Raw genomic sequence first — 20,754 nt, 5'->3', positions numbered from 1 at the left:
CTTTCTACTTATGACTTCCCAGGTGATGACACTCCAGTTATCCGTGGTTCTGCGCTTAAAGCGTTGGAAGGCGATGCCGGTCAATATGGTGAGTCTTCAGTTCTTGCTCTTGTTGAAGCGCTTGACTCTTACATCCCAGAACCAGAACGTGCTATCGACAAAGCATTCTTAATGCCAATCGAAGACGTATTCTCAATTTCTGGTCGTGGTACTGTAGTAACAGGCCGTGTAGAAGCTGGTATCGTTAAAGTTGGTGAAGAAGTAGAGATCGTTGGTATTAAAGATACAGTTAAAACAACTGTAACTGGCGTAGAAATGTTCCGTAAACTTCTTGACGAAGGCCGTGCAGGTGAGAACTGTGGTATCTTACTTCGTGGTACTAAGCGTGAAGACGTACAACGTGGTCAAGTACTTGCTAAACCAGGTACAATCAAGCCACACACTAAATTCGACGCAGAAGTATACGTACTTTCTAAAGAAGAAGGTGGTCGTCACACTCCATTCTTAAATGGTTACCGTCCACAGTTCTACTTCCGTACAACTGACGTAACTGGTGCAATCCAATTACAAGACGGCGTTGAAATGGTTATGCCAGGCGACAACGTTGAAATGTCAGTAGAATTAATCCACCCAATCGCAATGGACCCAGGTCTACGTTTTGCGATTCGTGAAGGTGGTCGTACTGTAGGTGCTGGTGTTGTTGCGAAAGTAACTGCATAAGCATATTATAGTGACGGATTACGTCTCAGGTTGAGGGCTTTGGCTCTCAACTTGCATTATAGGTCAGTAGTTCAATTGGTAGAGCGTCGGTCTCCAAAACCGAATGTTGGGGGTTCGAGTCCCTCCTGACCTGCCATATTTTGAAATAAAAAGCTTGATGCTGGCTTAGTTGTTCATATAATAAGTCGCGAGTTCTACGACGAGTACAAAAATGTCGAATGATAAATCGCGTGACGCATTGAGCGACGCGCCAATTCCTCAAAGAAATAATTCTGCTGAAGTTGTTCGTTCTGGTTCGCCTTTAGATATTGTTCTATGGGTGATTGCAATAGCATTGTTGCTTTTAGCTACCATGGTGAATCAACATTTGCCAGCGTATTGGGCACCTGCAAATAATGTTTGGGTGCGCGTTGGGGCAATTTTTGCTTGTATCGTTGTGGCTTTAGGTTTATTATACGCCACCCATCAAGGTAAAGGCTTCGTTCGCTTGCTAAAAGATGCACGAGTCGAATTGCGTCGAGTAACTTGGCCAACAAAACAAGAAACAGTCACTACATCGTGGCAGGTTCTATTGGTTGTAGTTGTCGCATCATTGGTTTTATGGTGCTTTGACTATGGTTTGGGTTGGTTAATTAAGTTGATTATCGGGTAAAAGAGCTATGAAACGTTGGTACATTATTCATGCCTACTCTGGCTATGAAAAACAAGTGATGCGTTCACTTACAGAACGAATCCAGCGTAGCGCTGTTGCCGATAGCTTTGGTGATGTCCTTGTTCCTACCGAAGAAGTGGTAGAAATGAAGGATGGTAAGAAACGTAAATCTGAGCGTAAATTCTTTCCTGGCTATGTGTTAGTCGAAATGGAAATGAATGATGATACTTGGCATATCGTTAAAGAATGTCCAAAGGTTCTAGGTTTTATTGGTGGCACACCTGAAAAACCAGCACCAATCACTCAACGTGAAGCAGATGCGATTCTTGCGCGTGTACGTAATACTGGTGAAGCGCCACGTCCTAAAACGATGTTTGAACCAGGTGAAGAATTACTTGTTATTGACGGTCCATTCACAGACTTTAAAGGTGTGGTGGAAGAGGTTCAATACGATAAGTCACGTTTAACGTTGACGATTAATGTATTTAATCGACCAACTCAGGTTGAACTCGAGTTTCGCCAAGTCGAAAAAACGATTTAATCTCAATTGGTTGAAAAGCGCCCGATTTTATCGGGCATTGTTGTTGTAACAGTAATGTTGCGTAAAGATTGGGGAGCCTAGCGGCGTTTGTACCCAGAGGTATTTTAAAATGGCTAAGAAGATTGACGGCTATATCAAGCTGCAAGTTCCAGCTGGTAAAGCAAATCCATCTCCACCAATTGGTCCTGCATTAGGTCAACGTGGTGTAAACATCATGGCATTCTGTAAAGAATTCAATGCTGCTACACAAAAAGTTGAACCAGGTCTTCCAATTCCTGTAGTGATTACTGTGTACAACGACAAGTCGTTCACATTCATCATGAAAACTCCTCCAGCTTCTATTCTTCTTAAGAAAGCTGCTGGTATTCAAAAGGGTTCATCTGTACCAAACAAAACTAAAGTTGGTAAGTTGACTCGTGCTCAGTTAGAAGAAATTGCGACTACTAAAGAACCGGATTTAACTGGTGCTGATTTAGACGCACGTGTTCGTACCATCGCTGGTTCTGCACGTTCTATGGGCTTGGAAGTGGAGCTATAAGACATGGCAAAGTTAACTAAACGTCAAAAAGCCATTGCTGCTGCTGTTGAAGCAAACAAAGTTTACACTTTGGAAGAAGCAGTACAAGTTCTTAACAGCCTACCTGCTGCAAAGTTCAAAGAATCTTTGGATGTAGCTGTAAATCTTGGTGTAGACCCACGTAAATCTGACCAGGTTGTTCGTGGTGCAACTACATTACCTGCAGGTACTGGTAAAACTGTACGTGTAGCTGTATTTGCTCAAGGCGCGCAAGCAGAAGCCGCTAAAGAAGCTGGTGCTGATGTTGTAGGTTTTGATGACCTTGCTGAAAGCATCCAAGGTGGAAACCTTGACTTTGATGTTGTAATCGCTGCTCCTGACGCTATGCGTGTTGTTGGTAAGCTCGGTACAATTCTTGGTCCACGTGGTTTAATGCCAAACCCTAAAGTTGGTACTGTAACTCCTGACGTAGCGAATGCTGTTAAAAACGCTAAATCTGGTCAGGCTCGTTACCGTGTAGACAAAGCGGGTATTATCCATGCTGCGATCGGTCAAGTAGGCTTTGATGCTGCTGCTATCCGTCAAAACGTTGAAACTTTAGTTGCTGACTTGAAAAAGTTAAAACCTGCAACTTCTAAAGGTGTATACATCAAAAAGATCACTTTGAGCTCAACTATGGGTCCTGGTCTTACTGTTGATGTAAACAACGTTTCTAACTAAGTTTAGACTTAGTAAAGAATTTTAAAGTCCTGATTGGGGACAGAACTTAAATAGAAATATTTTTCTATTTGGTTGGGTAAGGCAAAGCTTTATCCCTTACTCATCAGGCGGACTTTGAATTGATAAATGAGAATTTATCAGCGTCAAAGACCTCAGGCGAAAAGATGTCATTTTCGAATAGCACTTTTCTTAATAAACCAGCCTGCGTAGACGCGGTGGTGTGATTTGTTCCTCCTCCGCGTGTAAGTCGAAAGGCTTACGAATTGGGAGTGTGCCCATTGGGTACATAAATCACCTTAGGAGGTTTTACAATGGCTCTTCTTATTGAAGACAAAAAACAGATCGTTGCGGAAGTAAGTGAAGTTGCTTCTAAGGCGTTTGCAGCCGTTGTTGCTGACTACCAAGGCTTAAGCGTAGAGCAATTAACAACACTTCGTGTTGAAGCTCGTAAGTTAGGTGTTTCTACACGTATTGTACGTAACACTTTGGCTAAACGCGCACTTCAAGATACTCAATTCAATATCTTGAACGACAACCTTGTTGGTCCAACAATTCTAGGTTTTTCAACTTCTGAAGATGACATGGGTGCAGCTGCACGTTTGTTCGAAGATTTTGCTAAAACTAACAAAGCATTTGAATTAAAAGCTGCTGCATTTGACGGCAAAGTTTATCAAGGTGCTGACGTTAGCGTAATTGCAAACCTTCCGAACCAAGAGAAAGCTCTTACTATGCTTGCCTCTGTCCTTCAAGCTCCTATTTCGAAATTGGGTCGCCTTATTACAGCGCTCAAAGAGAAAAACGAGTCAGAAGCTGCTTAATCAATTTTACACACCATTCAATATCCATTTGGAGTTATTCTCATGGCTTTAACTAACGAAGAAATCTTAAACGCAGTTGCTGAAAAAACTGTTCTTGAACTTGTTGAATTAATTTCTGCTTTCGAAGAGAAATTCAACGTTTCAGCTGCAGCTGTTGCTGTTGCTGCTCCAGCTGGTGGCGCTGCTGCTGCTGCTGAAGAACAATCTGAATTCAACGTTGAGTTGACTTCTTTCGGTGCTAACAAAGTAGCTGTAATTAAAGCAGTTCGTGAAGCAACTGGCCTTGGTCTTAAAGAAGCTAAAGACCTAGTTGAAGGTGCTCCTCAAGTTCTTAAAGAAGGCGTTTCTAAAGAAGAAGGCGAAGAACTTAAGAAGAAACTTGAAGAAGCTGGTGCTACAGTTACACTTAAGTAATTGTAAAAGGAGTCGGTTTTTAAATCGGCTCCATAAAATGGCTGATGGCTCTTGGGTCATCAGCCTTTTTGCGTTACAATAATCGGCTCGATTTTTGTTAGTTTTGTTTGATTTTTGAGAAAATCAAAATAAGACAAGTAATTTCAAATGTTTACCAATATTTTTCTTTTTTAAAAATATTGTTAAGCGTTTTTATACCACTAAAAATTGCAGCATTTGTAAACAGTGGTGGCCATATCGGCCTGCGTAATTCCTTCTGAGCCCGTTCTGCAGGCGGGCTTAGTTTACTTTCCGAGGACTCCAGATGGCATACTCATATACCGAAAAGAAACGGATCCGTAAGAATTTTGGTAAATTGCCCCAAGTAATGGATGCACCGTACTTACTTTCGATTCAGGTCGATTCGTACAGAACATTCTTGCAAGATGGCAAAACTCCAAAAAACCGCGAAGATATCGGTCTCCAAGCCGCATTTCGTTCAGTTTTTCCTATCGAAAGTTATTCTGGCAATGCTGCTTTAGAATTTGTTGAGTATAGCCTTGGTAAACCTGAGTTCGATGTACGCGAATGTATTCTTCGTGGTTCGACTTATGCGGCACCAATGCGCGTTAAAATTCGTTTGATTATTAAAGATCGCGAAACTAAATCAATTAAAGATGTACGAGAACAAGAAGTCTATATGGGTGAAATTCCACTCATGACTGAAAACGGTACATTCGTTATTAATGGTACTGAGCGTGTAATCGTATCTCAATTACATCGTTCACCAGGCGTTTTCTTTGATCACGATAAAGGTAAAACTCACTCAAGTGGTAAAGTGTTGTATTCAGCACGTATCATTCCTTACCGTGGTTCATGGTTAGACTTCGAATTTGATGCAAAAGACTTGGTTTACGTACGTATTGACCGTCGTCGTAAATTACTTGCTACTGTTGTGTTACGTGCATTAGGTTATAACAACGAACAAATCTTGAACTTGTTCTATGAAAAAGTACCTGTGTATCTTGACATGGGCAGTTACCAAATTGACCTAGTACCTGAACGTTTACGTGGGGAAATGGCACAATTTGATATTGCTGATAATGACGGTAAAGTTATTGTTGAGCAAGGTAAACGTATCAATGCTCGTCATGTACGTCAAATGGAAGCTGCTGGTTTAACAAAACTTTCAGTTCCTGATGAATACTTATATGAACGTATCATTGCTGAAAATATTACTTTACGTGATGGTGAAGTAATTGCTGCTAATACGTTGTTAAGCCATGAAGTTATGGTGAAACTGGCAGAAGGTGGTGTTAAACAGTTCAATATCTTGTTTACGAACGATATTGATCGTGGTTCGTTTGTTGCTGATACATTACGAGCAGACACAACAGCTGGCCGTGAAGAAGCTTTAGTTGAAATTTATAAAGTAATGCGTCCGGGTGAGCCGCCAACAAAAGAAGCTGCTGAAAACTTATTCAATAACTTATTCTTCTCTTCTGAGCGTTATGACTTATCTCCAGTAGGTCGTATGAAGTTCAACCGTCGTTTGGGTCGTCCATACGAAGTTGGTACTGACCAGAAGTCACGTGAAGTAGAAGGTATTTTATCGCACGAAGATATCATTGATGTATTACGTACATTGGTTGAAATCCGTAACGGTAAAGGTGAAGTCGACGATATCGATCACTTAGGTAACCGTCGTGTACGTTCTGTTGGTGAAATGACTGAAAACCAATTCCGTGTTGGTTTGGTACGTGTTGAACGTGCAGTTAAAGAACGTTTAAGCCAAGCAGAAACAGATAACTTGTCTCCACAAGATCTAATTAACGCGAAACCAGTTGCTGCTGCAATCAAAGAATTCTTTGGTTCAAGCCAATTATCTCAGTTCATGGACCAAAACAACCCATTATCTGAGATTACGCATAAGCGTCGTGTATCAGCGCTTGGGCCTGGTGGTTTAACACGTGAGCGTGCGGGCTTTGAGGTGCGTGACGTACATCAAACTCACTATGGTCGTGTATGTCCAATTGAAACACCTGAAGGTCCAAACATTGGTTTGATCAACTCGCTTTCTGTATATGCAAAAGCAAATGACTTCGGTTTCTTGGAAACACCTTACCGTAAAGTAGTAGATGGTCGTGTAACTGATGCAGTTGAATACCTTTCTGCTATTGAGGAAGTAGGTACTGTTATTGCACAGGCCGACTCTGCAGTAGATAAAGATGGCAACTTAACAGAAGAGTTTGTTTCTGTTCGTCATCAAGGTGAATTCGTACGTATGCCACCAGAAAAAGTGACGCATATGGACGTTTCTGCTCAGCAGGTTGTATCTGTTGCTGCATCACTTATTCCATTCCTTGAACACGATGACGCGAACCGTGCGCTTATGGGTTCAAACATGCAACGTCAGGCAGTTCCTACTCTACGTGCGGATAAACCGCTTGTAGGTACAGGTATGGAAGCGAACGTTGCACGTGACTCAGGTGTGTGTGTAATCGCAAACCGTGGTGGTGCAATTGAATACGTAGATGCTTCACGTATCGTTATTCGTGTAAACGAAGATGAAATGATTGCTGGTGAGGCTGGTGTAGACATCTATAACCTCATTAAATATACGCGTTCTAACCAGAACACTTGTATCAACCAAAATATTATCGTGAATTTGGGCGACAAAGTTGCTCGCGGTGATATCTTGGCAGACGGTCCGTCTACAGATATGGGTGAGCTTGCGCTTGGTCAAAACATGCGCGTTGCGTTCATGACTTGGAACGGTTACAACTACGAAGACTCGATCTTATTATCTGAGCGTGTACTTCAAGAAGACCGTTTAACTTCTATTCATATTCAAGAATTATCTTGTGTAGCGCGTGATACTAAGTTAGGTGCAGAAGAAATTACTGCCGATATTCCTAACGTTGGTGAAGCTGCACTTTCTAAGCTTGATGAATCAGGTATCGTTTATATCGGTGCTGAAGTTACAGCAGGTGACATCCTTGTTGGTAAAGTAACGCCTAAAGGTGAAACTCAGTTAACTCCTGAAGAAAAATTGCTTCGTGCAATCTTTGGTGAGAAAGCAGCTGATGTTAAGGATTCATCTTTACGTGTTCCATCTGGTACAAAAGGTACAGTTATCGATGTTCAAGTCTTCACTCGTGATGGCTTAGAGAAAGATGACCGTGCATTGGCGATCGAAAAAGCACAACTTGATGCTTACCGTAAAGACTTGAAAGAAGAATACAAGATCTTTGAAGAAGCAGCTCGTGAGCGTGTAATTCGTTTGCTTAAAGGCCAAGAGTCTAATGGCGGTGGTTCAACTAAACGTGGTGACAAACTCGTTGAAGAGGTGTTATCTGGTTTAGAGCTTGTTGATTTACTTGAAATTCAACCGGCAGATGAAGCAATCGCTGAGCGTTTAACTCAAATTCAAGTGTTCTTAAAAGAAAAGAGCGCAGAAATTGACGAGAAATTCGCTGAGAAGAAACGTAAGCTTGCTACAGGTGATGAATTAACAACTGGCGTATTGAAAGTTGTTAAAGTTTACTTAGCTGTTAAACGTCGTATTCAGCCTGGTGATAAGATGGCTGGTCGTCACGGTAACAAGGGTGTTGTATCTAACATCTTACCTGTTGAAGATATGCCACACGATGCTAACGGTGTACCAGTAGATATCGTATTGAACCCGTTGGGCGTACCATCTCGTATGAACGTGGGTCAGATTCTTGAGACTCACTTGGGTATGGCGGCTAAAGGGCTTGGCGATAAAATCGAGAAAATGTTGAAAGAACAGCGTACAGTTTTAGAACTGCGTGAATTCTTAGACAAGATTTATAACAAAGTCGGTGGTGAGCAAGAAGATCTTGATAGCTTAACTGATGCTGAAGTCTTAGCTCTTTCAGGCAACTTACGTGCTGGTGTGCCTTTGGCTACGCCTGTATTTGATGGTGCTGAAGAAAGTCAAATTAAAGACTTACTTGAGTTAGCTGGTATCTCTCGTACAGGTCAAACAGTATTGTATGATGGCCGTACTGGTGAACAGTTTGACCGTCCTGTAACTGTAGGTTACATGTACATGCTCAAATTGAACCACTTGGTTGATGACAAGATGCATGCTCGTTCAACAGGTTCTTACTCTCTTGTTACACAGCAACCGCTTGGTGGTAAAGCACAATTCGGTGGTCAGCGTTTCGGTGAGATGGAAGTCTGGGCACTTGAAGCTTACGGTGCTGCATATACACTCCAAGAGATGTTAACTGTTAAGTCGGATGACGTTGAAGGTCGTACACGTATCTACAAGAATATTGTAGATGGTAACCATTATATGGATCCGGGTATGCCTGAATCGTTCAACGTATTGACCAAAGAGATCCGTTCTTTAGGTATCAACATTGAACTGAAAAATGGTGACTAAGTCGTAAGACTCACGATTTTTTAGGTAAAAACAATATTTGTGACCCAGTCGGGTAAGCGTTGCTTCCCGACACACGGAGAAAAAAATTGAAAGACTTGCTCGATATCATGCGTAAGAAAACGGACTCAGATGGTCATGCACCAATTGAGTTTGACCGTATCCGTATTGGTCTTGCGTCACCAGAAATGATTAAGTCATGGTCTCATGGTGAAGTTAAAAAACCTGAGACAATTAACTACCGTACCTTTAAACCAGAACGTGATGGTTTGTTCTGTGCCAAAATTTTTGGTCCAGTAAAAGATTACGAATGCTTGTGTGGTAAATACAAGCGTATGAAATACAAAGGCGTCATTTGTGAAAAATGTGGCGTTGAAGTAACTACAGCGAAAGTTCGTCGTGAACGTATGGGTCACATTGAACTTGCTTCTCCAGTTGCACATATCTGGTTCTTAAAATCGTTACCGAGTCGTATCGGTTTATTACTTGATATGACACTTCGTGATATCGAACGCGTATTGTATTTTGAATCATACGTTGTAACTGACCCTGGTATGACTCCGTTTGAAAAGTATCAACTTTTAACAGACGAAGAATACTTCAATGCACTTGAAGAACACGGTGATGAATTCACTGCGAAAATGGGTGCAGAAGCGGTTCAGGACTTGTTGAAAGATATCGATCTTGAAGCTGAAATCGCACGTTTACGTGAAGAAATCCCTCAAACAACTTCTGAAACGAAGTTGAAAAAAGCGTCTAAGCGCTTGAAATTGATGGAAGCATTCAAAGATTCAAACAACAAGCCAGAATGGATGGTGATGAATGTACTTCCTGTACTTCCACCTGATTTACGTCCATTAGTTCCACTTGAAGGTGGTCGTTTCGCGACTTCTGACTTGAACGATTTATATCGTCGTGTCATTAACCGTAACAACCGTTTGAAGCGTCTTCTTGACCTTGCTGCTCCAGATATCATCGTACGTAACGAAAAACGTATGTTACAAGAGTCTGTAGATGCATTGCTTGATAACGGTCGTCGTGGTCGTGCGATTACTGGTTCTAACAAACGTCCATTAAAATCTTTGGCAGATATGATCAAAGGTAAACAAGGTCGTTTCCGTCAGAACTTATTAGGTAAGCGTGTTGACTATTCTGGTCGTTCGGTAATTACTGTAGGCCCTACTTTACGTCTTCACCAATGTGGTCTTCCGAAGAAAATGGCACTTGAATTATTCAAGCCATTCATTTTCGCGAAGCTACAAGCTTCAGGTCAGGCGACTACCATTAAAGCTGCGAAGAAAATGGTTGAGCGTGAGACTCCGGAAGTTTGGGACGTTCTTGCTTCTGTAATTCGTCAACATCCAGTCATGTTGAACCGTGCGCCAACACTTCACCGTTTAGGTCTTCAAGCATTTGAACCTATTCTTATTGAAGGTAAGGCAATCCGTCTTCACCCACTCGTTTGTGCTGCGTTTAACGCCGACTTCGATGGTGACCAAATGGCGGTACACGTTCCATTGACACTCGAAGCACAGTTAGAAGCTCGTGCATTGATGATGTCAACAAACAACATCTTGTCACCAGCAAACGGTGAGCCAATCATCGTTCCTTCTCAGGACGTTGTCTTGGGTCTTTACTACATCACACGTGATGCCGTAAATGCTAAAGGTGAAGGCATGGTGTTCGCGGATACTCATGAAGTAAACCGTGCACTTGCTACTGGTCAAGTTGCAATCCATGCGCGTGTTAAAGTACGTGTACACCAAACTGTTATCAATGAAAATGGTGAACGTGAACACCAAACTATTATTGTTGATACAACACCTGGTCGTTGTTTGCTTTGGGAAATTGTTCCACAAGGCTTAAGCTTTGACATGATCAACCTTGAGATGACTAAAAAGAACATCTCTAAATTGATCAACTCTTGCTATCGTAAACTTGGTTTGAAAGATACAGTTATCTTTGCTGACCAATTAATGTACTTGGGCTTCCGTCAAGCGACTCGTTCAGGTGTATCTGTAGGTATGGAAGACATGCTCATTCCACCTACTAAGCACACGATTATTGATAAAGCAGAAACAGAAGTTCGTGAAATCGAACAACAGTTCGAACAAGGTTTCGTAACTGCTGGTGAGCGTTATAACAAAGTTGTCGATATCTGGGCGCGTACAAACGACCAAGTTGCTAAAGCAATGATGGATAACTTGTCTTATACACTTGTTAAAAACAAACAAGGTGAAGACGAGAAACAAAAATCATTCAACAGCATCTATATGATGTCTGACTCTGGTGCCCGTGGTAGTGCGGCACAGATTCGTCAGCTTGCTGGTATGCGTGGTTTGATGGCAAAACCGGATGGCTCGATTATTGAGACTCCGATTAAAGCGAACTTCCGTGAAGGTTTAACAGTACTTCAGTACTTTATTTCAACACACGGTGCTCGTAAAGGTTTGGCCGATACAGCATTGAAAACTGCGAACTCTGGTTACTTGACTCGTCGTCTTGTAGACGTAGCGCAAGACTTGGTAATTACTGAACCTGATTGTGGTACAGCGGGTGGTTTAGTAATGACTCCATTCATTCAGGGTGGTGATGTCATCGAGCCATTACGTGACCGCGTATTAGGTCGTGTAACTGCTGAAGACGTACGTCGTGCATCTGATGATGAAGTTGTATTACCTCGTGGTACGTTAATTGACGAGAAAATCGCAGCTCAGCTTGAAGAGGCTGGTGTCGATGAAGTTAAAGTACGCTCTGTAATCGCATGTGAATCAACATTCGGTGTGTGTGCTCGTTGTTATGGTCGTGACCTTGCACGCGGTCACTTGGTAAACCCAGGTGAATCAGTAGGTGTAATGGCTGCACAATCAATCGGTGAGCCAGGTACACAGTTAACGATGCGTACGTTCCACGTAGGTGGTGCTGCGAGCCGAACTTCTGCTGCGAACAGTGTTCAAGTACGTAACAAAGGTACTGTACGTTTCCATAACGTGAAAACTGTACAACATGCAAAAGGCCACTTGGTTTCAGTTTCACGTTCAGGTGAAATTGGTATTGCCGATGATTTAGGTCGTGAGCGTGAGCGTTACAAACTTCCTTACGGTGCAAGCATCTTGTTGAAAGATGGTGAAGCTGTAGAAGCTGGCGGTATCGTAGCGACTTGGGATCCGCATACACATCCATTGGTAACAGAAGTTGCTGGTAAAGCGCGTTTCAGCCAAATCGCTGATGGCGTAACTGCAACATCGAAAACTGATGATGCAACTGGTATGACTACTGTTGAAATCTTGCCTGTAACAGCTCGTCCTGCTTCTGGTAAAGATCTACGTCCTGCAATTGTGTTGGATACAACAGATGGCGGCGAACAGTTCTACTTCTTACCACAAAACACAATCGTAACTGTCCGTGATGGCGAAACGATTGGTGTGGGTGACGTTATTGGTCGTGTACCACAAGAAACATCACGTACTCGTGATATTACCGGTGGTCTTCCGCGTGTAGCTGACTTGTTCGAAGCGCGTAAGCCAAAAGAGCATGCGATTCTTGCTGAAGTATCAGGTGTTGTAAGCTTCGGTAAAGAGACTAAGGGTAAAAACCGTTTGATAATTACTCCGGATGATGGTTCTGAGATTTACGAAGAATTGATTCCAAAATGGCGTCAAATCAACGTATTCGAAGGCGAGCATGTAAACCGTGGTGAGACTATTTCTGATGGTCCACAAAACCCACATGACATCTTGCGTTTGAAGGGCGAAGTTGCATTAACTAACTACATCGTGAACGAAGTTCAAGACGTTTACCGTCTCCAAGGTGTAAAAATCAACGATAAGCACATTGAAGTTATCGTACGTCAAATGTTGCGTAAAGTTGATATCACTGATGGCGGTGATACAAGCTTCATCAAAGGCGAGCAAGTGGATTACATCCGTGTTGTTCAAGAGAACCAAGCTGTCTTGGCTCAGAACAAGTTCCCTGCGAAGTTTGAACGTCAATTGATGGGTATTACTAAAGCGTCGCTTTCTACTGACTCGTTCATCTCTGCTGCATCGTTCCAGGAAACAACTCGTGTGTTAACTGAAGCTGCTGTAACAGGTAAAGAAGATGATTTACGTGGCTTGAAAGAAAACGTTGTAGTTGGTCGCTTAATTCCAGCAGGTACTGGTCTTGCATACCACTTAGAACGTCGTCGTCAAGAAGCAGAAGCTGCAGAGCATGAGCTTCATAATGACTTCAGTGAAGTAGACCAAGCATTTAGCCAAGCATTAAACTCAGAACAATTCTAAGTTTAAACTAGCACTGAAAAAGGCACCTCAGGGTGCCTTTTTTATTTATAGTTATTTTTAACAATTAAGAGTTGTAATTACATAAATATATTAAAGATCCATTAATTTATTACTTAAGCGGGATAAAGACTCCACATAAACATATTAGGCTACATATTTCTGAGGACTGGAGTATTTCTAATGAAAAAAATGATGATGATTGTTAGTGTTGGCCTGATGTCTACAACTTTGTTTGTTGGTTGCCAGAATGCAAGCCCAGAAAGTAAACGTATTGGATCAGCAGCGATTGGTGGTGGTGCCGGTGGTGCCGTAGGAAAACACGTGGGCGGTAATATCGGGGCAGGTCTAGGAGCGGCACTCGGTGCAGGTGTTGCTGCTAATGCAAAAGGATCTAGCAGTAAAACAGTACGTAATAGTGCAATTGGTGCTGGTGTTGGTGCTGTCTTGGGTGGTGCAATCATTGGTGGTGACACTGGCGCTGCAGCTGGAGGAGCACTTGGTGGTAGTGCGGGTGCAGCTTATGAAGAGAAGAAAGGGAAGTACTAAAACTATTTCTAATAATATCTAAACCTAGAAGTCTTTAACTTGTTAAGGACTTCTTTTTTATAATTAAAATTTTGATTGATAATTATGAATAGAAGAGCTTTACAAAATATCAATCGATTAGGACAGACGGATAACACAATCTGACTAAATTCCTCATAAAAGAGGATTATTCTTTTTATTAGAACAGGTATTGGGAGTATGGCCATGAAAAAAACAATTGGATTAGTTTCTGCTTTAATGTTGTCTACACTTGTGTTTACGGGCTGCCAAAATATGAGTCCATCTGACCAGCGTATTGGTGCTGCAGCAGCAGGTGGTGCACTAGGTGGTGGCTTAGGTAACCATGTAGGCGGTGGTGTTGGTGCAGGCTTAGGTGCAGCAGTAGGTGCTGGTGTTGGTTCAAATAGCCAAGGTGGTAGTAAACAGACAACGACTAAGAGTGCGATTGGTGCTGGTATCGGTTCAGTCGTAGGTAAAGCACTGATCGGTGGTGACTCTGGTGCTGCAATTGGTGGTGCGATCGGTGGTGGTGCTGGTGCTGCGATTGAAGAAAAAAGATAAAAATTTAGCAAATAAAAAAATAAGCGCTTTTAGCGCTTATTTTTTTATTGAGGGAAAGGTTTTGCTTTTTTACGTCTGATATAAAGCGTTTTTTGAACCTCTGCAATTCTTACTCCAGATTCATCAAAAATGTTTAGATGATAGGTTCTTAAAACAGGTTCATAGTTTTCGGCGAGTTCACGGATTTGTTCAATTTCAGCTAAATCGACTCGTATATCTGCATGTACTGTACTTCGGCCAGGGGACAGAAAATTAATTTCAGCTGCTTTGTCCCAAACAATATATTTTGATCCGAGATGATGCATCAGAATCATCATATAAAACGGGTCAACCATTGAATAAAGACTTCCACCAAAATGTGTACCGACTAAATTTTGGTTTTTCCAAGTCAGCGGCATCTTTACACGCACATGGCAAAGTTCTAAATTCATGATTTCAATATAAATCCCTGCGCCACGATAAGGGGGGTAGTGATTAAATAGAAATTTTGAAATCGTAGGATTGTTCTGAAGTCTTCTTAAAATAGCCATAATAGTCAATTTTTTTTATTGCAACAGTATTCATACTAGATAAGTATCATCTTTTTTATATTGATGGCAATGCTCTATCCGACTAACGACATGATCGATTGAAAAACAAGATAGGAAATGATTATGCAGCCAAAAGTTCATACAGTAACAACAAGTGATCAACAAACGCTTTGTGCTAAAACATGGGGTGACGAAAAAAATACTCCCTTGGTTTTAGTGCATGGCTATCCAGACAATCAAGAAGTATGGGAATCAATCATTGAGCATTTAATCAATGACTTCTATATTGTTACTTACGATGTACGTGGAGCTGGTTTGTCATCTATACCAAAACGTATACGTGATTACCGTTTAGAGCGTTTATCTCTAGATCTCCAAGAAGTTATTGATGAGTTATTGCCAAATCGTCAATTCCATATGGCTGCACATGATTGGGGTTCGATTCAGTCTTGGGAGTCGGTCACTGAGCCTAAGTTCAAAGGTCGTTTATTATCATACACCACCATTTCTGGACCATGTCTTGATCATGCTGCTTTATTTTTACGTGATAAATTTAAATCTTCACCAGCTCAAATCTTAAAAATTTTAACTAAATCTTGGTATATCGGGGCATTCCATCTTCCGTTATTAGCACCCACTGTATGGTCTCTTTTTAGTCCAGAAAAATGGGGTAAAGTTCTTACTCAGTTGGAAAGGAAAAGTAATTTACCTTTAAATAATAATATTAATGCTGATGGTAAATATGGCATTAATTTATATCGTGCCAATTTTATTCCTCGCTTAACTGGCCCACGTCAACGTTATGCACAGTGCCCAGTAAAAGCTGTTATTTTAAAATATGATACTTTTGTAAGCCCAGAATACATCACTGAGGCCATGCCAAAGTGGGTTGAAAAATTTGAATATGTAGAGCTTAATGCAAATCACTGGGCCATTCTGAGTGAGCCAGAGAAAATAGCAACTCATATTCGTGAGTTTATTAAAGCTCAAGCGTAACAGTTAAATAACTGCATAAAACTGTTAATTCGGCGATATTTTCGGCTTCATAGATATGAATCTGCTAGAATATCGCCTTTTGTTTTGCTCTGAACTTATTCATGAATGCTGTCGTTATTGCGATTGCAGTGATGTTCTTATTATCACTGGCGCGCGTTTCTGTCGTACTGACTTTAGTGGTTTCTGCCATTGTGGGCGGCCTCGTAGCAGGTTTAAGCCTTTCTCAAACCGTTGAAGCTTTTAACGCTGGTCTTGGCGATGGTGCTGAAGTTGCACTTGCCTATGCAGTGTTAGGGGCATTTGCTCTGGCTCTATCAAAATCTGGTTTACCTGATTTACTTGCCCATAAGCTGATTGGTTTATTGGGAATGGAAGCTGGGAAAAGCCGTCAGACTAAAGTGAAGTATCTCCTCTTAGGTATTTTATTAATTTCTGCTATTTTCTCTCAAAACCTTATTCCAGTTCATATTGCCTTTATTCCTGTACTGGTTCCGCCACTACTACGGGTAATGAACCATTTAAAATTAGACCGCCGCGCCGCAGCCTGTGTACTTACGCTAGGTTTGGTTGGTACTTATATTTTTCTTCCGGTTGGATTTGGTGCAATTTTCCTTGAACAGATTCTGATGGGAAATATCAACAAAATTGGGGCAGCGTACGGTTTACATGTTGATCGAGCAATGATGCCAATTGGCATGGCTATTCCTGTTTTAGGTATGGTGTTAGGCACCTTGGTTGCTGTATTTATTAGCTATCGTAAACCAAGAATTTATGCTGATCGTGCGATTACGCCTGTGACTACGATTGATTTAGATAAACCTATTCGTGCAACTACTCAAGTTGAAACAGCCGACTTAAAAGCAGATGCTGAAGAGTTAAAGCATGAAGCAGAGCAAGCACCAGTTATTGCAAAGAAAACGATCTTGATGGCACTGCTCGCAATTGGCTTGACACTTGCTGCACAGCTGTATTCAGGTTCGATGATTTTGGGTGGTTTAGTCGGTTTTGCTGTTCTATCTACTGCCGGAATTTTTAAATGGCAAGATGCAGATGATGTCTTTGTACAAGGCATGCGAATGATGGCTTTAGTGGGCTTCATCATGATTTCTGCTGCCGGTTTCGCCTCAGTAATGACTCATACTGGTGATATTAATCAGCTAGTAAATGGTGTAGTCGAGATTATTGGAGATAACCGCGCGCTTGCTGCTTTCCTAATGCTTTGTATTGGCTTATTTGTGACAATTGGTATTGGTTCATCTTTCTCAAGTGTTCCTGTATTAGCTGTTATTTACGTGCCTTTATGCGTGCAGTTTGGTTTCTCACCATTAGCAACGATTGCACTTATTGGTACAGCAGCAGCATTAGGTGATGCTGGATCGCCAGCCTCTGACTCAACCTTAGGGCCAACAGCTGGTTTAGGTGTAGATGGGCAACATGACCATATTTGGGATACAGTCGTACCTACCTTTATTCACTTTAATATTCCGCTATTAATTTTTGGCTGGATTGCTGCAATGGTTTTATAAAGTTTTTATAAAATATTAAAGTAGAAACCTTCTTAATAATGATCTTTAGATTTAAATTAAGAAGGTTTTTTATTTTTTAAATAAAACATGTATTCAAAATAAATTATATTAAAACACTCGGAATTTTAAAGTATATTAAAATGGTTGGTGATATAAAATAATCTTGATTAATGAGGTTGGAATAAAAACCTATTAAAATGGTTGGATAATATATAATTTTATTTAAAACAGTAGTTTAAAAATAAACTATAAAATAATTTTATAATGAGTATTGCATGGATTTAAAATAAATGTTTATTATAAATATAAATAAGGTTGGAGATATTAAAGTGTTTAAAAAAGCTTTGGTTATTGCATTAATGGGGATGTCTTCTTTTACTTTTGCTGGTAACTGGCAAGTGAAATTTGGTGGTAGTGTTATTGCTCCATCAGAAGATACAACAACGGATTTAGGTGTAGTAAAAGCAGATCATGAATATGCATTTACACCATCTGTAGAATACTTTTTTGGTCAATCTCCATTTTCTGCAGAATTATTATTAGCAACACCTATTAATCATGATGTATTGCTAGATGGTAAAAATGCAGCACGTATAAAACAATTACCACCAACAATTACTGCAAAATATCATTTTAAAAATTCGACTCGTTTCACACCGTATATTGGTATTGGTGCTACAGCATTTATTCCTTGGGATGAAGAAGGGGCGGCAGTAAAAGTTAAAGAAGATTTTGGCGTGGCAGGTCAAGTTGGCTTTAATTTCCAACCTGCTGATGCTAAAAACTGGGGTGTATTTGTAGATGTACGTTATGCTGATATTAGTCCTGAAGTAACAATTGATCCATCAATTGCTAACTACAAGTTTGATCTAGATATTAATCCTTTTGTTTACACTTTGGGTTATAGCTATAAATTTTAAGCATAATAATAAATAGAAAAATATAATAATAAACCTAGACTCAGGCACCTCACATATATTTTATGTGAGGTTTTTTTATGGATTTTATTTGCACTAAAAAAGCATAAAACAGACAGTTTTACACATATTTTCTGCAAGTTTTTTTCTAAACTAATTTCTATTCATTACAAGCATGGGAATAAAAACATGAATAACAAATTAGCGATTTGTTTAGCACTCTTGAGCGGTATTGCTTTTACTCAAAATTTACAAGCTGCAAGTTTTTCTTGCGATGCTGCAAAAACGAAAACGGAAAAAAGTATTTGTAAAAACCGTTCTTTAAATGATGCAGATGTAAAAATGGCAACGACGTATCAAATCGTTCTGCATGCTTTACCTATGGGTGGGCGAGATAATCAGAAAGATACTCAGCAGCAATGGCTGAAAAAAAGAAATGCCTGTGCTGCCAATGTCAGTTGTATTAGCAAAGCTTACCAACAACGTCAAAAGCAGTTAGATACGATATTGCAAGATAGAGTGTTAAGCCAAGGCCCATTTTAACTAGAGTAAAAATTTTTAATATTCAGGATTGAAAAATTCTAGAAGTACTCCATTCATAAAGCATTCGAGAACAAACAGCTTCAAAATTTAAGGAGTGATTTATGAGTGAACAAGCATCACAAAATTATAGTTTCCAAGCAGAAGTAGCTCAGCTTTTACATTTAGTGACGCATTCTCTCTATTCTAACCCTGAGATTTTCTTACGTGAGCTTATCTCTAATGCATCAGATGCATGTGATAAGTTACGTTTTGAAGGAATTAATCATCCTGAATATTATGAAAATGATCCAGACTTACATGTACGAATCAGCTTAAATAAAGAAGATAAAACGTTAACGATTTCTGATAACGGTATTGGTTTAAGCCAACAAGAAGCAATTGATAACTTGGGTACAATTGCTAAGTCAGGCACTAAAGATTTCATGTCAAAATTGACTGGCGATCAAAAAGCAGATGCTCAGTTGATTGGTCAATTCGGTGTGGGTTTCTATTCTGGTTTTATTGTTGCCGACAAAATTACGGTTGAATCACGCCGTGCAGGCTTAGATGCATCTGAAGGGGTGCGCTGGATTAGTGGTGGTACAGGCGAGTTTGAAGTTCAGCAAATTGATAAGGCCTCACGTGGTACTGACATTATTCTTCACTTACGTGATGATGCGCTTGATTATTTAGAATCTTACAAAGTTAAGCAAATCGTTAATAAATACTCTGACCACATTAGCTTGCCAATTGAAATGCAAAAAGAAGTTTGGCAGGAAGAAGAGGTTGCTGAAGGTGAAGAGCCTAAAGGCGGCCGAATGGTCAAAACTGACGAGTGGGAAGCGATTAACTCGGCAAGTGCTTTATGGACACGTAACAAGAGTGAAGTGACTGAAGAGCAATATATTGAGTTTTATAAAAACTTAACTCATGACTTTGAAGCACCACTGGCTTGGGCACATAACCGTGTTGAAGGTAGTACGGAATATACCCAATTACTCTATATTCCAAGTAAAGCTCCACATGACATTTTTACTCGTGAAGCAAAAGCGGGAATTAAACTATATGTAAAACGCGTCTTTATTATGGATGATGCGGATAATTTAATTCCGAACTATTTACGCTTTGTTCAAGGTGTAGTGGACAGTGCTGATTTGCCGCTTAATGTTAGCCGTGAGTTGTTGCAAGAAAGCCGTGATGTCAAAACGATTCGTGAAGGTAATGCACGCCGTGTATTAACTGTACTTGATGGTTTGGCTAAATCGGAAGATGAAAAAGACCAAGAAAAATTCAAGACTTTCTACAGTGAATTTGGTTCAGTACTTAAAGAAGGCTTGGGCGAAGACTTTGGTAACCGTGAACGTATTTTAAAATTATTACGTTATGCGACTTCAACAAATGATGAAGTAACGACTTCTTTTGCTGATTATAAGGCACGTATGAAAGAGGGCCAAAAAGCCATCTATTATGTGACTGCTGACAGTCTAGCAGCAGCGAAAAACTCGCCGCAGCTTGAGTTGTTTAAGAAAAAAGGTATTGAAGTGTTATTAATGGCAGAGCGTGTTGACGAATGGGCAATGAATTTTGTCCAAGAGTTTGACGGTACGCCATTAAAGAATGTATCTAAAGGCGCGGTTGATTTAGGTGATTTGCAAGATGCCGAAGAGAAAAAGGCACTTGAGCAAGCGGCTGAACAGTTTAAGCCTGTGGTTGAGAAATTAAGTGATTCGTTGAAGGCTAAAACTAAAGAAGTACGTGTAACAACTCGTTTGGTAGATTCTCCTGCATGTTTAGTAACAAGTGAGGGTGAGTTGTCTCCTCAACTTATTCGTATGCTTAAACAAGCGGGGCAAGCTGTACCTGAAATCAAGCCAATTTTAGAAATTAACCCTGAGCATCCTTTGGTGAAAAAACTTGAAGGTTCAGAACAGTTTGATGATTTGGCAAACGTGATTTTTGATCAGGCTGTGATTGCAGAAGGTGGTTTACCAGAAGACCCTGCAGCTTATGTGAAGCGTATTAATAGCTTATTGTTGAAATAATTTTTTGATATAAAAAAGCCTCTGAACTGTCAGGGGCTTTTTTGTGGATAAAGAAAGAG

17 protein-coding genes and 1 tRNA gene are annotated in these 20,754 nt (G+C 40.5%); 17 read left to right on the top strand and 1 reads right to left on the bottom strand.

The window, feature by feature from the left end; all coding sequences use genetic code 11:
* The 12 genes from KTJ10_RS16320 to KTJ10_RS16265 form a co-directional block, all read left to right on the top strand.
* Window positions 1-720: EF-Tu/IF-2/RF-3 family GTPase (locus KTJ10_RS16320; RefSeq protein WP_262442440.1), on the top strand; the 720-nt coding region annotated here is incomplete at its 5' end.
* A gap of 60 nt (window positions 721-780) precedes the next feature.
* Window positions 781-856 (top strand) — tRNA-Trp (locus tag KTJ10_RS16315).
* 75 nt (window positions 857-931) lie between these two features.
* Window positions 932-1,372: a preprotein translocase subunit SecE gene (gene secE / locus KTJ10_RS16310; RefSeq protein WP_002114837.1), complete on the top strand. Its 441-nt coding sequence runs from the start codon at window positions 932-934 to the stop codon at window positions 1,370-1,372.
* Window positions 1,373-1,379: 7 nt separating this feature from the next.
* Window positions 1,380-1,913 (top strand): transcription termination/antitermination protein NusG, encoded by a 534-nt coding sequence (nusG, locus tag KTJ10_RS16305; RefSeq protein ID WP_002115092.1) that lies wholly within the window; start codon window positions 1,380-1,382, stop codon window positions 1,911-1,913.
* A gap of 109 nt (window positions 1,914-2,022) precedes the next feature.
* Window positions 2,023-2,451: a 50S ribosomal protein L11 gene (gene rplK / locus KTJ10_RS16300; RefSeq protein WP_001074682.1), complete on the top strand. Its 429-nt coding sequence runs from the start codon at window positions 2,023-2,025 to the stop codon at window positions 2,449-2,451.
* Window positions 2,452-2,454: 3 nt separating this feature from the next.
* Window positions 2,455-3,150, top strand: a complete 696-nt coding sequence (rplA, locus tag KTJ10_RS16295; RefSeq protein WP_005804118.1) for a 50S ribosomal protein L1 — start codon at window positions 2,455-2,457, stop codon at window positions 3,148-3,150.
* Between the two features lie 311 nt (window positions 3,151-3,461).
* Entirely contained in the window at window positions 3,462-3,968 is a 507-nt protein-coding gene (gene rplJ, locus KTJ10_RS16290; RefSeq protein WP_002115099.1) for a 50S ribosomal protein L10, read from the top strand.
* Between the two features lie 42 nt (window positions 3,969-4,010).
* A complete protein-coding gene (gene rplL, locus KTJ10_RS16285; RefSeq protein ID WP_001229360.1) occupies window positions 4,011-4,382 on the top strand; it encodes a 50S ribosomal protein L7/L12 in 372 nt (123 codons plus the stop codon).
* 304 nt (window positions 4,383-4,686) lie between these two features.
* On the top strand, window positions 4,687-8,775 hold the full coding sequence (rpoB, locus tag KTJ10_RS16280) for a DNA-directed RNA polymerase subunit beta (protein WP_068529595.1): 4,089 nt from the start codon (window positions 4,687-4,689) through the stop codon (window positions 8,773-8,775).
* A gap of 86 nt (window positions 8,776-8,861) precedes the next feature.
* Window positions 8,862-13,055, top strand: a complete 4,194-nt coding sequence (gene rpoC / locus KTJ10_RS16275; protein WP_262442439.1) for a DNA-directed RNA polymerase subunit beta' — start codon at window positions 8,862-8,864, stop codon at window positions 13,053-13,055.
* Between the two features lie 180 nt (window positions 13,056-13,235).
* A complete protein-coding gene (locus KTJ10_RS16270) occupies window positions 13,236-13,601 on the top strand; it encodes a DNA transfer protein p32 (protein WP_086264359.1) in 366 nt (121 codons plus the stop codon).
* Window positions 13,602-13,805: 204 nt separating this feature from the next.
* Window positions 13,806-14,162 carry a hypothetical protein gene (locus KTJ10_RS16265; RefSeq protein ID WP_033849649.1) on the top strand — a complete coding sequence of 119 codons (357 nt, stop codon included), beginning with the start codon at window positions 13,806-13,808 and terminating at the stop codon, window positions 14,160-14,162.
* Window positions 14,163-14,206: 44 nt separating this feature from the next.
* Here KTJ10_RS16265 and KTJ10_RS16260 read toward each other — a convergent pair whose 3' ends face one another.
* A complete protein-coding gene (locus KTJ10_RS16260) occupies window positions 14,207-14,692 on the bottom strand; it encodes a DUF4442 domain-containing protein (RefSeq protein ID WP_005079397.1) in 486 nt (161 codons plus the stop codon).
* 117 nt (window positions 14,693-14,809) lie between these two features.
* Between KTJ10_RS16260 and KTJ10_RS16255 the strand changes: the two genes are divergently transcribed.
* The 5 genes from KTJ10_RS16255 (at window position 14,810) to htpG (ending at window position 20,695) form a co-directional block, all read left to right on the top strand.
* The gene (locus tag KTJ10_RS16255) at window positions 14,810-15,688 is read left to right on the top strand and encodes an alpha/beta fold hydrolase (protein ID WP_080776836.1); all 879 of its coding nucleotides are present in this window, start codon (window positions 14,810-14,812) and stop codon (window positions 15,686-15,688) included.
* Window positions 15,689-15,789: 101 nt separating this feature from the next.
* Entirely contained in the window at window positions 15,790-17,214 is a 1,425-nt protein-coding gene (locus tag KTJ10_RS16250; RefSeq protein ID WP_002114813.1) for a Na+/H+ antiporter family protein, read from the top strand.
* A 329-nt stretch (window positions 17,215-17,543) separates the two neighbouring features.
* Entirely contained in the window at window positions 17,544-18,134 is a 591-nt protein-coding gene (locus KTJ10_RS16245; RefSeq protein WP_199992504.1) for an OmpW/AlkL family protein, read from the top strand.
* A 186-nt stretch (window positions 18,135-18,320) separates the two neighbouring features.
* Complete coding sequence (locus tag KTJ10_RS16240) at window positions 18,321-18,674, top strand: lysozyme inhibitor LprI family protein (RefSeq protein WP_057084966.1); 354 nt, start codon at window positions 18,321-18,323, stop codon at window positions 18,672-18,674.
* A gap of 101 nt (window positions 18,675-18,775) precedes the next feature.
* Window positions 18,776-20,695 carry a molecular chaperone HtpG gene (htpG, locus tag KTJ10_RS16235; protein WP_057084968.1) on the top strand — a complete coding sequence of 640 codons (1,920 nt, stop codon included), beginning with the start codon at window positions 18,776-18,778 and terminating at the stop codon, window positions 20,693-20,695.
* Window positions 20,696-20,754 lie beyond the last annotated feature (59 nt).

The sequence above is a fragment of the Acinetobacter sp. WU_MDCI_Abxc222 genome, assembly GCF_025514755.1.
In the GTDB taxonomy this organism is placed as follows: Bacteria; Pseudomonadota; Gammaproteobacteria; order Pseudomonadales; family Moraxellaceae; genus Acinetobacter; species Acinetobacter geminorum.
This window is presented reverse-complemented; position numbering and strand designations above follow the sequence as displayed.

What these genes read in the sequence shown, in the direction of transcription:
- secE (WP_002114837.1), top strand. Translation starts at nt 932, where the DNA reads ATGTCGAATGATAAATCGCGTGACGCATTGAGCGACGCGCCAATTCCT.
- nusG (WP_002115092.1), top strand. Translation starts at nt 1,380, where the DNA reads ATGAAACGTTGGTACATTATTCATGCCTACTCTGGCTATGAAAAACAA.
- rplK (WP_001074682.1), top strand. Translation starts at nt 2,023, where the DNA reads ATGGCTAAGAAGATTGACGGCTATATCAAGCTGCAAGTTCCAGCTGGT.
- rplA (WP_005804118.1), top strand. Translation starts at nt 2,455, where the DNA reads ATGGCAAAGTTAACTAAACGTCAAAAAGCCATTGCTGCTGCTGTTGAA.
- rplJ (WP_002115099.1), top strand. Translation starts at nt 3,462, where the DNA reads ATGGCTCTTCTTATTGAAGACAAAAAACAGATCGTTGCGGAAGTAAGT.
- rplL (WP_001229360.1), top strand. Translation starts at nt 4,011, where the DNA reads ATGGCTTTAACTAACGAAGAAATCTTAAACGCAGTTGCTGAAAAAACT.
- rpoB (WP_068529595.1), top strand. Translation starts at nt 4,687, where the DNA reads ATGGCATACTCATATACCGAAAAGAAACGGATCCGTAAGAATTTTGGT.
- KTJ10_RS16270 (WP_086264359.1), top strand. Translation starts at nt 13,236, where the DNA reads ATGAAAAAAATGATGATGATTGTTAGTGTTGGCCTGATGTCTACAACT.
- KTJ10_RS16265 (WP_033849649.1), top strand. Translation starts at nt 13,806, where the DNA reads ATGAAAAAAACAATTGGATTAGTTTCTGCTTTAATGTTGTCTACACTT.
- KTJ10_RS16260 (WP_005079397.1), bottom strand. Translation starts at nt 14,692, where the DNA reads ATGGCTATTTTAAGAAGACTTCAGAACAATCCTACGATTTCAAAATTT.
- KTJ10_RS16255 (WP_080776836.1), top strand. Translation starts at nt 14,810, where the DNA reads ATGATTATGCAGCCAAAAGTTCATACAGTAACAACAAGTGATCAACAA.
- KTJ10_RS16250 (WP_002114813.1), top strand. Translation starts at nt 15,790, where the DNA reads ATGAATGCTGTCGTTATTGCGATTGCAGTGATGTTCTTATTATCACTG.
- KTJ10_RS16240 (WP_057084966.1), top strand. Translation starts at nt 18,321, where the DNA reads ATGAATAACAAATTAGCGATTTGTTTAGCACTCTTGAGCGGTATTGCT.
- htpG (WP_057084968.1), top strand. Translation starts at nt 18,776, where the DNA reads ATGAGTGAACAAGCATCACAAAATTATAGTTTCCAAGCAGAAGTAGCT.